This window comes from uncultured Leifsonia sp. (assembly GCF_945957465.1).
In the GTDB taxonomy this organism is placed as follows: Bacteria; Actinomycetota; Actinomycetes; order Actinomycetales; family Microbacteriaceae; genus Leifsonia.
This window is the reverse complement of the sequence record NZ_CAMFLC010000041.1, coordinates 14,819-29,191: the sequence shown is the minus strand read 5'-3', so window position 1 is coordinate 29,191 and position 14,373 is coordinate 14,819. Positions and strand designations below refer to the sequence as shown.

Here is a 14,373-nt window from a genome sequence, read left to right as displayed (position 1 = left end):
TGTAGATGACCGCGAACAGTCCGATCCACACGACGTCGACGAAGTGCCAGTAGTACGACACGACGATGGCGCTCGTGGCCTCTTTGTGGCCGAAGGTCTTGACCGCGAACGCGCGGCCGATGACGAGCAGGAAGGCGATGAGGCCGCCGGTGACGTGCAGGGCGTGGAAGCCGGTCGTCAGATAGAAGGCGGAGCCGTAGGCGTTGGAGTCGAAGGCGATCCCCTCGGAGACGAGCGTCGCGTACTCCATGACCTGACCGGAGACGAAGATGGCGCCGAGCACGTACGAGAGGGCGAACCACTCGACCATGCCCCACTTCCAGAACTGGAAGACGCCTCCGGCGCGCCGCGGCTGGAGGCGCTCCGCGGCGAACACACCGAACTGGCAGGTCACCGAGCTCAGCACCAGGATGATCGTGTTGGTGAGCGCGTACGGGACGTTGAGGTGCGCCGTCTCGGCGGCCCACAGAGCGGGCGAGGTCGACTTGAGCGTGAAGTAGATCGCGAACAGACCCGCGAAGAACATCACCTCGGAGCCGAGCCAGACGATCGTGCCGACGGCCACGACATTGGGCCGGTTGATCGCCGGCGCACTCGTTGCAGGGGTAATGGAGGTGCTCGTCACAAATCCCATTATGGCTGAAAAGAAGCCGTGGTTTTCTCACCTGAAAGGCACGAATTCGCCTCGATTCAGGAAAGTGCCGCCCGCGGCCTGGTACAAACCCCCGGCTCCCCGTGGCGTGTCGCCTCCCAATAGGATCGCTGTATGACGGAATCGCACTCCTGGTCGTCGGTGCTCACCTCGCTTCTGGCCCGTGAGGACCTCAGCGTGGCGGACGCCGCGTGGGCCATGGACCAGGTGATGTCGGGGGAGGCGACGGAGGCCCAGCTCGCCGCGTTCCTCATCGCGCTGCGTGCCAAGGGCGAGACCGTCGACGAGATCGTCGGCTTCCGCGACGCGATCCTCGACCACGCCGTGCCGCTGCCTGTCGACCCCATGGCCCTGGACATCGTGGGCACGGGCGGCGACCGCTTCGGCACCGTCAACGTGTCCACGACGGCCGCCATCGTCGCCGCCGCGTCCGGTGTGCCCGTGATCAAGCACGGCAACCGGGCGGCGAGCTCGTCGTCGGGATCGTCCGATGTGTTGGCCGCGCTGGGGATCGACCTGACGCTGCCCCCGGAGCGCGTCGCCGAGGTCCTCCGCCGGACGGGCATCACCTTCGCCTTCGCCAGCGCCTTCCATCCCGGTTTCGCCAATGCCGGCCCCGTGCGCTCGCAGCTCGGGGTGCCGACGGTGTTCAACTACCTGGGCCCGCTGTGCAACCCGGCGCGCCCCGAGGCGTCGGCGGTCGGCGTGGCGACGCTCGACCGCATCCCGCTGTTCGTCGGCGTGTTCCAGACCCGTGGCGCGACCGCGCTGGTCTTCCGCGGCGACGACGGCCTCGACGAGCTGTCGACCACCGGTCACAGCCACGTCTGGGAGATCTCCAGAGGCCTCGTCACCGAGCACGACATCGATCCGCGCGACCTGGGGATCCCGCGCGCCAGGATCGACGACCTGCTCGGAAAGGACGCCGCGTACAACGCGGCTGTGGTGCGCGCCGTGCTTGCGGGCCAGGATGGCCCTGTGCGCGACATCGTGTTGCTCAACGCGGCGGCCGGGCTCGTGTCGTACGAGCTCGCGTCCGACCCGTCGAGGGTCCAGGAATCCATCCTGGATCGGTTCCGTTCGCACATGGCGGTCGCCGCCCAGGCGATCGACTCCGGGGCCGCGGCCGCGAAGCTCGAGGAATGGGTGGCGGCAACCCGCTGATGTAGCAACCACCGACAGCAAGTGGAAGGAAGGGTTTTCAATGAAGAAGCTCATCAACGACGTACCCGACGTCGTGGCGGAGTCCCTGGCGGGCTTCGGCCGGGCTCACGCGGACATCGTCTCGGTGTCGCAGGACCCCCGCTTCGTCTCCCGGGCCGACGGCCCGGTGCGCGGCAAGGTCGGCCTGGTCAGCGGCGGCGGCAGCGGCCACGAGCCGCTCCACGCCGGTTTCGTGGGCATGGGGATGCTGGACGCCGCGGTTCCGGGCGAGGTGTTCACCTCCCCGACGCCGATGCCGATCGTGGAGGCCACCAAGGCCGCGGACGGCGGCGCCGGAGTGCTGCACATCGTCAAGAACTACACGGGCGATGTGCTGAACTTCGAGACGGCCGCCGATCTGGTCGGCGCGGAGGGCATCACGGTGCGCGCGGTCGTGACCAACGACGACGTCGCCGTTCAGGACTCGCTCTACACGGCAGGACGTCGTGGCGTGGCGGGCACCGTCCTCGTCGAGAAGATCGCCGGCGCCGCTGCCGAGCGCGGCGACGACCTCGACGCCGTGACGGCGATCGCCGAGAAGGTCAACGCCAACGTCCGCTCCATCGGTCTCGCTCTGACCGACGGCACCGTGCCGCACGCGGGCGAGCCCGGGTTCGTGCTCCCGGAGGACGAGATCGAGTTCGGCGTCGGCATCCACGGCGAGCCGGGGCGCGAGCGCATCAAGATCGAGCCGGCCGACCGCCTCGTCGACCGGATGATGGACGCCATCCTCACCGACCTGCCGTTCGCATCCGGCGACACCGTGCTGCTGTTCGTGAACGGGATGGGCGGCACGCCGCTGTCGGAGCTCTACATCCTGTTCCGGCGTGCTGCCGAGATCCTGGACGAGAAGGGGATCGTGCTCGGCCGGTCGCTGGTAGGCAGCTACGTCACCTCCCTCGAGATGCAGGGCGCCTCCATCTCCGTGCTCAAGCTGGACGACGAGCTCACGGCGCTCTGGGACGCCCCGGTGCACACCGCGGCGCTCCGCTGGGGCGTCTGAGAGCGCCGGCCGGGCCCGGCTCCGGCGCAACGCCCGCAGACGAAACGAACGACACGGACAGTACGAGGAAGGAAACACGCATGGCGTTGGACACGAAGTGGGTCTCGTCCTGGATTTCGGCCGCGGCGGACGCCGTGGCCGAGCACAAAGGCGAGCTGAACACGCTCGACCGGGAGATCGGCGACGGCGACCACGGCGAGAACATGGACCGCGGCATGCGCGCGTCCGTCGACGCGCTCGCGAAGCTGCCGGACGACGCGACACCCTCCGCGGTGCTGCGCTCGATCGCGATGACCCTCATCTCCACCGTCGGCGGGGCGTCCGGGCCGCTCTACGGCACCGCCTTCCTCAAGGCGGCCGAGCCGGTGGGCGCGGCGGAGGCCATCGACGCGGAGTCGCTCGTGGCACTGCTCACGGCGGCGCGCGACGGCATCGTGTCGCGCGGGAAGGCGGAGCCGGGCGACAAGACGATGATCGACGCCTGGACCCCCGCGGTGGAGGCGGCCACGGCCGCACTCGCCGCGGGGGCCGACCCGGCGGCGATTCTGTCGGCGGCGGCCGACGCGGCCGAACAGGGCTCGGATGCGACCATCCCGCTGGTGGCGCGCAAGGGCCGTGCCAGCTACCTCGGTGAACGCTCCGCCGGCCACCGGGACCCCGGAGCGCAGTCGACGGCGCTGATCCTGCGGGCCGCCGCCGGGACAGCCGGATGAGCGGCACGGTCGGGATCGTCTTCGTCTCGCACAGCTCGCAGCTCGCCGCCGGCGCCGTCGCCCTCGCCGGGCAGATGGCGCCGTCGGTGACGCTGCTGGCTGCGGGAGGGACCGACGACGACGGCATCGGGACGAGCTTCGGCAAGGTCATGGCCGCGGTCGGCGAGGCGGACGGCGGCGCGGGTGTCGTCGTCGTGAGCGACCTCGGCTCGGCGCTCCTGACGGCCGAGACCGTGCTGGACCTGCTGCCGGACGACGAGCGCGCACGTGTGCGCGTCGTCGACGGTCCGTTCATCGAGGGCGGCGTGGCGGCGGCGGTGGCCGCAGAGACGGGGGCCGACCTGGATGGTGTTGCGGCCGCGGTCGAGGGAGCACGCTCGGCGTGGGGCGCCGTCGAGGCGCCCGCGGAATCGGCTCCGCCTGCCGCGCCTGCCGCAGCGGAGCGCGGCGAAGCCGGCTACGCGCGGGAGGTGCTGGTGCGCAACCCCCAGGGCCTGCACGCGCGGCCGGCGGCCGAGTTCGTGAAGCTCGCGAACACCTTCCCGATGAAGGTGACCGTCAACGGCAAGGACGCGAAGAGCCTGCTGGGCGTCATGTCCCTGGGCCTGACGGCCGGTGCGACGGCGACCATCGCGTCGACGGACGACGGGGGCGACACCGCCGTCGACGCGCTGGTGGAGCTCGTCGAGAGCGGGTTCGGAGAGGTCTGACCGGCCGGAGCCGCCGTCAGAGCTCGACCGCCGCGGGTCACAGCTCGACCGCCATCTCCAGCTCGAGCGCCGTGCGATCGAGAGGATACGGCTGCGTCCGCCCGGTGAAGGCGAAGCCGTGCCTCTCGTAGTAGCGGATCGCAGGCAGGTTGCTCTCGTGGACCTCCAGCAGCAGCCGGTCGGACCGCGGGCGCGCCCAGGCGATGACGGCGGCGAGGAGGGCGTCGGCGACGCCGTTCTCGCGGCCGCGCTGTGCGGGCGTCACGTAGACGCCGACCAGGTGCGGGTCGGGCGAGCTGACGGCGTGAAAGCCGCCCATGGTGCCGATCCAGCGACCATCCGGGGTCACCGCGCCGAACAGTTCGCTGGCGGCTGACGCGTTCGCCGTGCGGCGTCGCCAGTGCTCGTCGGGATGGGCGCGAGCCGCCTCGAGCGTCTCGAGGAACGCGATGGGCGTGTCCTCGAGCATCTCGAGCCGGATCGCGCGGTACGCCGGCCAGTCGGACTCGACAGCCGGTCGGACCTCCCAGGTGATCCCGTCCGCCGTGTCGTCCCGGCCGGCCGTCATCAGTTCCGCTCGGCCAGGAGTGCTTCGGTCTCGGCGAGCAGGATCGCCGTGCACAGCCCGTCGAGGGCTTCGCGCAACTCGGCCAGGGGCGGGAACGTCGGCGCGATCCGGATGTTCGCATCCCGCGGGTCTTCGCCGTAGGGGAAGGTCGCACCGGCCGGTGTGACCGCGATCCCGGCCTCCTTGGCGAGCTCGACGGCACGCTTGGCACAGCCGTCCAGGACGTCGAGGCTGACGAAGTAGCCGCCGAGCGGAGCATTCCACGAGCCGGCACCCCACGGCTCCAGGCGCGCGCGGAAGGCTTCGTCGACCGCGGCGAACTTCGGGGCGAGGATGGCGCGGTGCTTCTCCATGTGCGCCGCAAGCCCGTCGGCGTCGCGGAGCAGCTGGACGTGACGGAGCTGGTTCAGCTTGTCGGGGCCGATGCTCTGCGCGGCCGAGTTGTGCTGGAACCACGCGATGTTCGCCTCCGACGCGCCGATGAAGGCGACGCCGGCGCCCGGATACGTGACCTTGGACGTGGAGGCGAAGATCAGCGGCCGGTCGGGGTTGCCCGCCTCGGCGGCCAGCGCCAGGATGTCGATCGGCTCCGGTCGCTCGTCGGAGAGGTGGTGCACGACATACGCGTTGTCCCAGAAGAGCCGGAAGTCGGGTGCGGCCGGCAGGGAGACGAGCGCGCGCGCCACCGCTTCGCTGTAGACGGCGCCGGTGGGGTTGGAGTACACCGGCACGCACCACATGCCCTTGATGCTGTCGTCGGTCGCCAGCAGCGTCTCGACGGTCGCGACGTCGGGGCCGTCGTCGTTCATGGGTACGGCGATCATGCGGATGCCGAAGCGCTCCAGGATCGTGAAGTGACGGTCGTAGCCCGGCACGGGCGTCAGGAACGAGATCGCCTGGCGCCCCCAGGGCAGGTCGCCGCCCGGTACGCCGTGCAGCAGCGCCTGGACGACGGTGTCGTGCATGATCGTCAGGCTCGAGTTGCCGAGAGCGAGGAGCTGCGCGGGCGGCACCCGCAGCGCCTCGGCGAAGATCGCGCGCAACTCGGGCAGGCCGTTGGGACCTCCGTAGTTGCGCAGGTCGGTTCCCGCGGCGTCGCGGAACGCGCCGTCGGGCAGGTGCAGCAGGTCGTCGGAGAGGTCGAGCTGCTCGGCCGACGGCTTGCCCCGCGTGATGTCGAGCGCGAGGCCGCGTGCCGTGAGGTCGTCGTAGGCGCGGGCGAACTCCGTGTGGGCGGCGCGCAGCGCTTCGGTGTCGAGGTCGGCGAGGGGGGCGGGAGCGGTGGTCACAATCCGATCGTAGCGGCGTGCTGGCCGGGACGCCCGGTCGCGCTGTGCGAACATCCGGAGTGTGACGAACGAACTGAAGCGCGGCCGCGGTCACACCCGCGTCAAGATGTACATCGCTCTGGCCGTCGGGATCGTGGTCGCGGTCGCGACATCGTTCGTCGACGCCGTCCATCACGCCGTCATCGCCGGGTGGGCGGCGGCGTGCCTGGTTTACATCGTGTGGATCTGGACGAGCGTGTGGCGCATGGACTCCCCGACGACCCGCGATCACGCGACACTCGAGGATCCCGGCCGCAGGACCGCGGACCTCGTGCTGCTCATCGCGGCGCTCGCGAGCGTCGTGGCTGTGGTGTGGGTCCTCGTGGACGCGCGCAACCTGAAGGGCGCCGCGCAGCTGGGGGTCGCGCTACTCGCCGTCGTGAGCGTCGCGCTGTCGTGGCTGCTCGTCCACACCATCTACATGCTCCGGTACGCGCGCATCTACTATCGCAACGACGGCGGCGTGGACTTCAACCAGGACGAGCCGCCCCAGTACAGCGACTTCGCGTACCTCTCGCTCACCCTCGGCATGACGTTCCAGGTTTCGGACACGAACATCTCCAGCTCGTATCTCCGCCGGGCGATCCTCCGTCACACGCTGCTGTCGTACCTCTTCGGCACCGTGATCGTCGCCGCGACCGTGAACCTGGTCGCGGGCCTCACCTGACGTAGCGGACGAAGCGGTAGCGCATCCCGTTCGCGGCGTCCTGCCACGACCCGGGAGCGCCCTGCCATTCGGGCCCGAGCACGGGCGCGAACGTATCGCCTGCGACGTCGAGGTCGATCTCGGTGACCTCGACACGGTCGGCCAGCGCGAGCGCCTGGCCGTAGAGGTCAGCGCCGCCGATCACCCAAGCGGTCGAGCCCTCCCCGGCGCGCAGGGCCTCGTCCAGCGAATGGACGACCGTCGCTCCCGGCGCGTCGAAGTCCCGGCGCCGGGTGACGACAATGTTGTCGCGACCGGGGAGCGGCCGGAAACGCTCGGGCAACGACTCCCAGGTGCGCCGCCCCATCACGACCGGGTCGGCCGCGGTGAGGTCGCGGAAGTGCCGGAGGTCTTCCGGCAGGTGCCACGGCATCGCGCCTCCTGCGCCGATTACGCGGTCGTGGGCCTGAGCCCAGATGAGCGCGAGGCTCATACCGCGACGGCCGCGCGGATCGCCGGGTGGTGCTGGTAGCCCTCGACCTCGAAGTCCTCGAACCGGTAGTCGAAGATGCTCTCGGGCGTGCGGGTGAAGCGCAGCGTCGGGGCGGGGAACGGGTCGCGGGTGAGCTGCTCCGTCACCTGCTCCACGTGGTTGTCGTAGATGTGGCAGTCGCCGCCCGTCCAGACGAACTCGCCGGGCTCCAGGCCGACCTGTTGCGCGACCATGAGCGTTAGCAGCGCGTAACTGGCGATGTTGAAAGGGACCCCGAGGAACATGTCCGCGCTGCGCTGGTAGAGCTGGCAGGAGAGGCGGCCGTCCGCGACGTAGAACTGGAAGAAGGCGTGGCAGGGGGCGAGCGCCATGTTCGGGATGTCGGCCACATTCCACGCCGAGACGATGATGCGTCGGGAGTCCGGGTCGTGGCGGAGGGTGTCGATGACCTGCTGGATCTGGTCGATGTGCGTCCCGTCCGGGGCGGGCCATGACCTCCACTGCACGCCGTAGACCGGGCCGAGTTCGCCGCGCTCGTCCGCCCACTCGTCCCAGATGGTCACGCCGTTGTCGCGCAGCCAGCCCACGTTGCTCTCACCGCGCAGGAACCAGAGCAGCTCGTAGGCGATCGACTTGAAGTGGACACGCTTGGTGGTGATCAGGGGGAACCCCTCTGCGAGGTCGAACCGCAGCTGGCGACCGAACACGCTGCGCGTGCCTGTGCCCGTGCGATCGGATTTGTGGCTGCCGTTCGCGAGGACGTCGCGCAGCAGGTCTTCGTACGGGGTCGGGATCGGCGTGCTCATCGAGACGATGGTACTTCGCCGCGGGACGGGAAGACCCCTCTGACCCGCCGGACGTTACCGTCGTAGGCTTCGAGCATGGCCGATGACGTGGACGGGGAGGGCGTCGCCGGGCCGGACCGCGGGATCCGCCACAGCGACGACGAGCTCGCCGACGCCTTGCAGGCCGAGGTGGATCGCGTCACCGCGGCGATCCCGATCATCCCCGGGTCGACCGTGGTGCGGCACGGCGCCGCGGCGCTCGACGACGCCGAAGAGGACGGCGAGGAGGACGCCGGCGTCGACGATGACCGGGTCGGTCCTCCGACGCAGTCGATCAGCTTCGACGACCTCCCCGTGCGGAGGCGGGTCGACGGTCCGCAGCCGACCTACAGCGCCTGGGTGGCGGCCGCGGTCCGGCCGCCCGCGGCGCAGGGCGGAGCGCAGGCCGCAGAGCAGGCCGCAGCGCCGACCGCAGCGCCGACCGCACCGCCGACCGCACCGCCGACCGCACCGCCGACCGCACCGCCGAACACGCCGGTGGCCGAGTCCCCGCACCCCGTTCCGCCGAAGTTCCCGACGGTCGCGATGGAGGCGCCCGCGACCCCGGCGCCCGAAGAGGGGAGTTCGCGCGTCGCCCGCGTCGAGCCGCTCGGACTGGTTCCGCACGAGCTGGCCCCACGCGACTCCCAGCCCGTCCCTCTCGTGGCGAGCCCGCCGGCTCCGGCGCCCGCGGCCGAACCCGCCCCCATGGTCCCGCTGACCGCGGACCAGCCGCTGGTCGCCCGCGACCTGGGCGCGACGACCGCGCGCCCCGAGCACATCGACGCAGACATCCCCGACGACGCCGACGACGTGCGCGACGGAGCACCTGCGCCGGTGGGGACACCGCGACTGCTCGACGGCTCCGTGCTCTTCGGCGCCGCGCCGGCGACGCCGGCGCCGTTCGTCCCCGAGACCACCGATCTGGACCCTGCGCCGCTGGAGCACCGGGCGGGGCGGGCGTCCCGCCTGTTCTGGCTCTGGTTCGCCGGAACGTCCTCGCTGATCAGCATCGGCGTCGGCGCCACCCTGTTCCTGCTCGGGCTCAGCCTCCGCCAGCTGCTCGTGGCGACCCTGGTCGGCGTCGCCCTCTCCTTCCTGCCGCTGGGGCTGGGGACGCTCGCCGGCAAGTGGAGCGGACAGCCGACGATGGTCGTCTCCCGGGCGACCTTCGGCCTGCTCGGCAACGCCGTCCCGACCGGTCTCGCCCTGGTGACCAAGGTGTTCTGGGGCGCCGTGCTGCTCTGGCTGGCGGGGTCGGCCGCCGGTTCGGTCGCGATCGCCGGCGGCTGGTCGCGGCTCGGCCTCGGCCCGACCACCTTCGCGCTCCTGGTCACGGTGGGTGTCGCCGGCGTCGTCGCCTACTTCGGCTACGGACTCCTGGCGCGCGTTCAGCTGGTGTTGACGATCGCGTCCGCGGTGCTGATCGTCGTGATGATCGCGGCCACCTGGCGCCACGTCGACCTCACCCGGGCACTGGGCGTGCCGGATGCGCTCTGGACGCACGTCGTGACCGGTGCCGTGCTCGTCTTCAGCTACGTCGGGCTCGCCTGGGCGATGAGCAGTGCCGAGGTCGCGCGGTATCAGCGTCCGAAGTCCTCCGGCGCCGCGGGGATGCTCTGGGCGACGTTCGGGGCCGGGGTCCCGCCCTTCGTGCTCGTGTCGTACGGCGGGCTCCTGGCGGCCTCGGATCCGGGACTGGCCGACGACATCGCCCGCGACCCCGTCGCGGGACTCACCCGGCTCGGCCTGCCGGTCTGGTGTCCTGTGCCCCTGCTGCTGGCGGTCGGACTCAGCCTCATCTCCGCCCTGGTGCTGACGATGTACTCGGGAGGCTTCACACTCGATGCCCTGGGCGTCCGGCTCGGGCGGCGGTGGAGCACCGTGGTCGTCGCTGCGGCCATCGCGGTGGCCGGAGTCGCGCTCTCGCTCACCGTCCGCGACCTCGACGACGTCGTCCGCGGAGTGCCCACGACGCTCGCTGTGCCGGTGGCGGCCTGGGCCGGGTTGTTCGCGGGCGAGATGATGCTCCGCACACGCCGATTCCATCAGCCGTCGCTGGTCAATCGCGGCGGCGTCTACCCGGACTGGCGCTGGACGAACCTGGCCATGCTCCTGGTCGCCACCGCCGTGGGCCTCGGCTTCGTGAGTTCGTCGCTGCCCTGGCTGACCTGGGAGGGCTACCTGTTCCGGCTGCTGGGCGCCGACCCGAACGCGGGGATCGGGGCGAGCAACATCGGGGTCGTGCTCGCGCTGGCCCTGGGCCTCTTCACACCGATCGTGTCGGGTGTCCCCGCTGTGCGCAGGCAGGAGAGGGCGCAGGCGTAGCTACGCCCCAGAGGTCGCGACGATCGCGACCGGCTCCAGCCGCTTCCATCGCAAGTGCACGATCTGAAGGACCACCTTTGCATGAGCGAGCGGTCATCCATCATCAACGATCAGACGAGCCAGGCGAAGACGTTGTACAGGCGTCAGAGCAGCTTTACGGTGAGAAACGAAGACCTCCGGCGGTGGTTCATGGTGAACTAGACAGCTCCGCCCTCCACCGGAGGTCTTCATCATGTCGAGTCGTCACACATCAACCAACCGATCTGGGCACTACAACGAAGACGCGCTAGGGCGGCGTGGCGATCCCGCGCTCGTGACGGCGTTGCGGTGTCGGTAGTCGTGGCGGACGCCGCGAGAGCAGAGGTCCGCGAATGAATCGAGTCGTAGGCATGGCCGATAGCTCGCTTCATTCACTCCGCGCTGCGCTATGGGACGCGAAGCTCTCTTATTGGATCTCTGCGTGACGCCAATATCGCTGGAACAATGGCTGCGACTAATGACACCTGGATAGCGAGCACGGCGACCGCGGCGAGGTAATCAAGGGGGGGTGTCGGTGCATCGGTCGTCATCAGGACCGTGGATGCGACTCCTATGCCTGCGATCGCACCGATTGCCGACAACCCTCCAGTCTGCGCGACGATAAGAGCCGCTATGAGCGAGCGGGTCGCGCCCAGCGCACGACGTCGACCGAAATCTCGCCTTCGCTGCATTACGGAAAGAATCATGACAGAACAGGTCAACACGGATGTGATGGATGTGATACCAAGCGCGAGGTTCCGACCAAACTCGCTGAGTTGGCCTCGGACGGCGGAGCGAACTTCGGCGAGCTGTTGGCTCGCAGATATTGTGAACTTTGAGGGATCGTCGAGGTTAACCAGGGTTCCCAATACATTGGCTATGGCTTCGATGTGACTTGTGGATCGAGTGAGGACCGTTATCTGATCAAATCTCTCGGTCGTCGTTCGTTCCTTCTCCAGTATGAGCACACTAGAGCCCAGCGCTGCTAAGAAGGACGGGAGCTGTGCGGTGCCCGCGACGAACCACTCGATGCCGTCTCGGGCCCTAATCGTACCTACTCCGTCCGCTAGCCCAAGGCTCGCCAGAGTGGCATCAGTGGCGTAGACACTGGCGGACCCGTTTTGAGGCGACGGCAACCCGATCCTCTTCCATGAAGAGGCCCAAAGCCGGCGCACACCAACGGTGTGACCGTCAAGGATCTGTGAGTTGGAAGCGTCGGATATGAATTGGCTGGCTCCCACCCATTCAATTTCCGTCAGCGACAGAACCCGTTCTACTAAGCCGGAATCGAATGTCTCGCCCGACCGAGCTGTGATTGTGATCGAGCGTGTTCCGGCGTTGTCAATCGTCGCAAGGACTGCCCGTTCAGAAGCGACTGACCGGCCATTTGTTAGGACAATGGCGGCGCACATGCTACCGATCATGATGACAACGAGAGCTGAAATGACCGGAGCTGAGAATGCAGATGCGCCTGCCTCCCGCAGTAGGGCTCGTGACCGCCAAAGTGCGCGTTCGGGCGTCTGGTGCGAGGTCATAGGCTGACGACTCGGTCGCACTTGGCTACGACTCGCGGATCGTGGGTGGCGATGATGACGAGTGACCCTGATTGTGCCTGGTGCCTGAGTGCTTCGACAACGACGTCGCCGGTGCTTGCGTCCAGGTTGCCGGTCGGCTCGTCGGCGAGCACGAATCGTGGCCTGCTGACAAGAGCACGGCATAGCGCGATTCGCTGAGCCTGTCCTCCCGAAAGCTGCCCCGGCTTGGCATCGGCTCTGGCAGCTACTCCTAACCGATTCATGAGGGAGAGCGCATACGGGCGCTCTGCGGCGCGGGAGGTTCGTCGGTAAAGCGACGACTCCAGAACGTTGTCGAGTACGCTCCTGGTGGAGTCAAGCGCAGCGTCTTGGAAGACGAAACCGAAAAGCGCAGCCCGTAGCCGAGCACGTGCCGCGTCGGGCATCGTTGAGGTGTCTCGACCATCGAGTCGAATGCTTCCTCCTGTGGGCTTCAGCATCAGCCCCAATATGTAGAGCAGGGTGGACTTACCCCGTCCAGAGTGCCCCGTCAGAGCCACCATTTCGCCCTCGCTGTAGACGGCCGAGTAATCATCGAACAGCGGCGATCCGCTTCCGAAGGCGAACTGAACGCTGCGGACTTCGAGTGACACGGGCTTAACTCGACTTGGTCTGAGTCGAAGGTTGAAGGCGAACTCTCGTGCCTGGACTGATCCCAGAGACCACGGTCATGCCCTTCGCACGTGCGACGATCTCCACTGGCAAGCGGCGACCGGCTGTGTCGATGAGGAACGTATCGCCTGTGGAGGAGGTCTGAATGGCGACACTGGGGATCACCGTGCCTTCGACTGCAGCCTGGATTACCAACTTCGCGGAGAAGCGCGACGCCCCACCTGCAGGAACAATTGCGCAACTGTCGGCGCAAATCGGCGTATCACTGATTGGTGCAAGGATCGCCCTCAGGTCGCGGCTTGCAGGGTCAGCCGAAGGCTCTTGATTCGCGACGGTCGCTTTCCAAAGTCCGTTTCCCGTCTCAATCTCTACGGCTGATCCAGGTTTGACTGTCGTTGCCTGGCTCTCGGATAGCGGAATCGAAAATACTGGAACGGCTGCCAACGTTGCGATGCCTCGTTCGCCCCCGCTTACGGGCGTACCAACGGAAATGACTTCGGAGTCAAGAAGCACCCGCGCGGGAAGTGAGGGTACATAGACGACGTCGCCCATCTGGATTACCCCATCCTCGGCGAGGTGCTGGTTGCGCTGATACTCCTTGACCGCTCGTTGTGCTTGAGACCCGAACGACTCATCTGGGGTGCCGTCGTAATACCCGAGGACCGCCATCAGCTCAAGCAGCTGCTTGACGTCCGGGCCCTTGGCGCCGAGCGAGAGCGCCCTGAACGAAGGTGTACTGCCGAGAGCGATCCGAACTGGCCTCAAATCGACACTGAAGAGAACATCTCCTTCGCGAAGCTCCTGGCCGGGTGTGATCGCTATCGAGGTGACGGTGCCCGAGGCTTGATTAGGCGCGGAAAAAGTCTTCTCCCAATTTGCGTTGACAGTCAGCCGCATCGATGATTCGACTGACCCGACGCGTGCGACCGCAGTGGTGAAGTTCGCTTCGGCCGCGGGTTCGTAAGGAGGTTGGAAAAGTACGGCATTCGCCCAGGCACCTCCTGCTGCACCCAGAGCCATCGCGGTAACCAAGGCGAGCGCCCGAACCGGGAAAGACACAGTCCGGGGTTTCGCGATACCAGGTTCGCCCATGGGGTGCCGGTCGCGCATTAGCCATTTCCTCCCACCATTGCAGGGCATTTCGTGCCGGCTTCAGGCAGTTCCGGCCCCGGAATCTCGCTCCAAGGGATCCACGGGTCAGAGTCGTAGTTCGCCTTGAATGCGTCAATTGAAGGGCGAGGAGGCGTCGACCATCCGTTCTTCTCGAGGCACTTCTGTATCGAGCTATAGGACTCGAAGATCTGATTGAACTGTGCGTCTGAAAGTGGGGCATCGGGATCGACTCCGGCTGCACGCAAGCACTCCTCCGCGTCGGCCCGATACCGCGGCTGCTGTGCCTCAGGTATATCCACCGAGATCGCCCCGTCTTCCAGGCGAACTGGCCAACCCTTGTCCTGCAGACAATCGAAACGTGCCCTGTTGATCTCGCGGTCACTCTTCAGGGGTGGAGAGGTGCTCCCAGGCTGTGTCGCCTGCGAGCACCCCGTAAGCACGACCAGTGCCGCAAACCCGACCGCAAGGGCGCCGAGTCGCGTCACGAAAACATGTTCTGGCAGTACCGGTTGACAGCCGAGACGGCACCGACTGACCCGCCCGCGTGGGCGTTGAAGGTCCCAGCCTGGCTCGACCACCACTTCCAAC

14 protein-coding genes are annotated in these 14,373 nt (G+C 68.0%); 6 read left to right on the top strand and 8 right to left on the bottom strand.

Annotation, left to right across the window (positions count from 1 at the left end):
- Positions 1-634 (bottom strand): heme-copper oxidase subunit III (locus Q0Q23_RS15685; RefSeq protein ID WP_295126069.1); only part of this gene is annotated, 634 nt, incomplete at its 3' end.
- A gap of 132 nt (positions 635-766) precedes the next feature.
- Between Q0Q23_RS15685 and trpD the strand changes: the two genes are divergently transcribed.
- The 4 genes from trpD (at position 767) to dhaM (ending at position 4,281) form a co-directional block, all read left to right on the top strand.
- Positions 767-1,816: an anthranilate phosphoribosyltransferase gene (trpD, locus tag Q0Q23_RS15680; RefSeq protein WP_295126066.1), complete on the top strand. Its 1,050-nt coding sequence runs from the start codon at positions 767-769 to the stop codon at positions 1,814-1,816.
- Between the two features lie 40 nt (positions 1,817-1,856).
- On the top strand, positions 1,857-2,858 hold the full coding sequence (gene dhaK, locus Q0Q23_RS15675; RefSeq protein ID WP_295126064.1) for a dihydroxyacetone kinase subunit DhaK: 1,002 nt from the start codon (positions 1,857-1,859) through the stop codon (positions 2,856-2,858).
- An 80-nt stretch (positions 2,859-2,938) separates the two neighbouring features.
- Entirely contained in the window at positions 2,939-3,571 is a 633-nt protein-coding gene (gene dhaL / locus Q0Q23_RS15670) for a dihydroxyacetone kinase subunit DhaL (protein ID WP_295126061.1), read from the top strand.
- Positions 3,568-4,281, top strand: a complete 714-nt coding sequence (gene dhaM / locus Q0Q23_RS15665; protein ID WP_295126058.1) for a dihydroxyacetone kinase phosphoryl donor subunit DhaM — start codon at positions 3,568-3,570, stop codon at positions 4,279-4,281. Before dhaL ends, dhaM begins: the two co-directional genes overlap by 4 nt.
- 37 nt (positions 4,282-4,318) lie before the next feature.
- On the opposite strand, the gene Q0Q23_RS15660 is transcribed toward dhaM, so the two are convergent.
- Together Q0Q23_RS15660 and Q0Q23_RS15655 are read right to left on the bottom strand one after the other, a co-directional pair.
- Positions 4,319-4,849: a GNAT family N-acetyltransferase gene (locus Q0Q23_RS15660; RefSeq protein ID WP_295126054.1), complete on the bottom strand. Its 531-nt coding sequence runs from the start codon at positions 4,847-4,849 to the stop codon at positions 4,319-4,321.
- Positions 4,849-6,138: an aminotransferase class I/II-fold pyridoxal phosphate-dependent enzyme gene (locus tag Q0Q23_RS15655; RefSeq protein ID WP_295126051.1), complete on the bottom strand. Its 1,290-nt coding sequence runs from the start codon at positions 6,136-6,138 to the stop codon at positions 4,849-4,851. Before Q0Q23_RS15655 ends, Q0Q23_RS15660 begins: the two co-directional genes overlap by 1 nt.
- 61 nt (positions 6,139-6,199) lie before the next feature.
- Between Q0Q23_RS15655 and Q0Q23_RS15650 the strand changes: the two genes are divergently transcribed.
- Positions 6,200-6,844, top strand: a complete 645-nt coding sequence (locus Q0Q23_RS15650; RefSeq protein ID WP_295126048.1) for a DUF1345 domain-containing protein — start codon at positions 6,200-6,202, stop codon at positions 6,842-6,844.
- Here Q0Q23_RS15650 and Q0Q23_RS15645 read toward each other — a convergent pair.
- Positions 6,837-7,256, bottom strand: a complete 420-nt coding sequence (locus Q0Q23_RS15645) for a dihydrofolate reductase (RefSeq protein ID WP_363316263.1) — start codon at positions 7,254-7,256, stop codon at positions 6,837-6,839. The two genes, Q0Q23_RS15650 and Q0Q23_RS15645, sit on opposite strands and share 8 nt — an antisense overlap.
- A 56-nt stretch (positions 7,257-7,312) precedes the next feature.
- Positions 7,313-8,122, bottom strand: coding sequence for a thymidylate synthase (locus Q0Q23_RS15640; RefSeq protein WP_295126042.1), 810 nt, complete (start codon positions 8,120-8,122; stop codon positions 7,313-7,315).
- A gap of 75 nt (positions 8,123-8,197) precedes the next feature.
- Between Q0Q23_RS15640 and Q0Q23_RS15635 the strand changes: the two genes are divergently transcribed.
- Positions 8,198-10,468 carry a cytosine permease gene (locus Q0Q23_RS15635; RefSeq protein WP_295126039.1) on the top strand — a complete coding sequence of 757 codons (2,271 nt, stop codon included), beginning with the start codon at positions 8,198-8,200 and terminating at the stop codon, positions 10,466-10,468.
- 425 nt (positions 10,469-10,893) lie between these two features.
- Here the strand turns inward: Q0Q23_RS15635 and Q0Q23_RS15630 are convergent, their stop codons facing one another.
- The 3 genes from Q0Q23_RS15630 to Q0Q23_RS15620 form a co-directional block, all read right to left on the bottom strand.
- Complete coding sequence (locus Q0Q23_RS15630) at positions 10,894-11,910, bottom strand: FtsX-like permease family protein (protein ID WP_295126036.1); 1,017 nt, start codon at positions 11,908-11,910, stop codon at positions 10,894-10,896.
- Positions 11,911-12,017: 107 nt separating this feature from the next.
- The gene (locus Q0Q23_RS15625) at positions 12,018-12,653 is read right to left on the bottom strand and encodes an ABC transporter ATP-binding protein (RefSeq protein ID WP_295126033.1); all 636 of its coding nucleotides are present in this window, start codon (positions 12,651-12,653) and stop codon (positions 12,018-12,020) included.
- Between the two features lie 4 nt (positions 12,654-12,657).
- Positions 12,658-13,782, bottom strand: a complete 1,125-nt coding sequence (locus Q0Q23_RS15620; RefSeq protein WP_295126030.1) for a peptidoglycan-binding domain-containing protein — start codon at positions 13,780-13,782, stop codon at positions 12,658-12,660.
- Positions 13,783-14,373 lie beyond the last annotated feature (591 nt).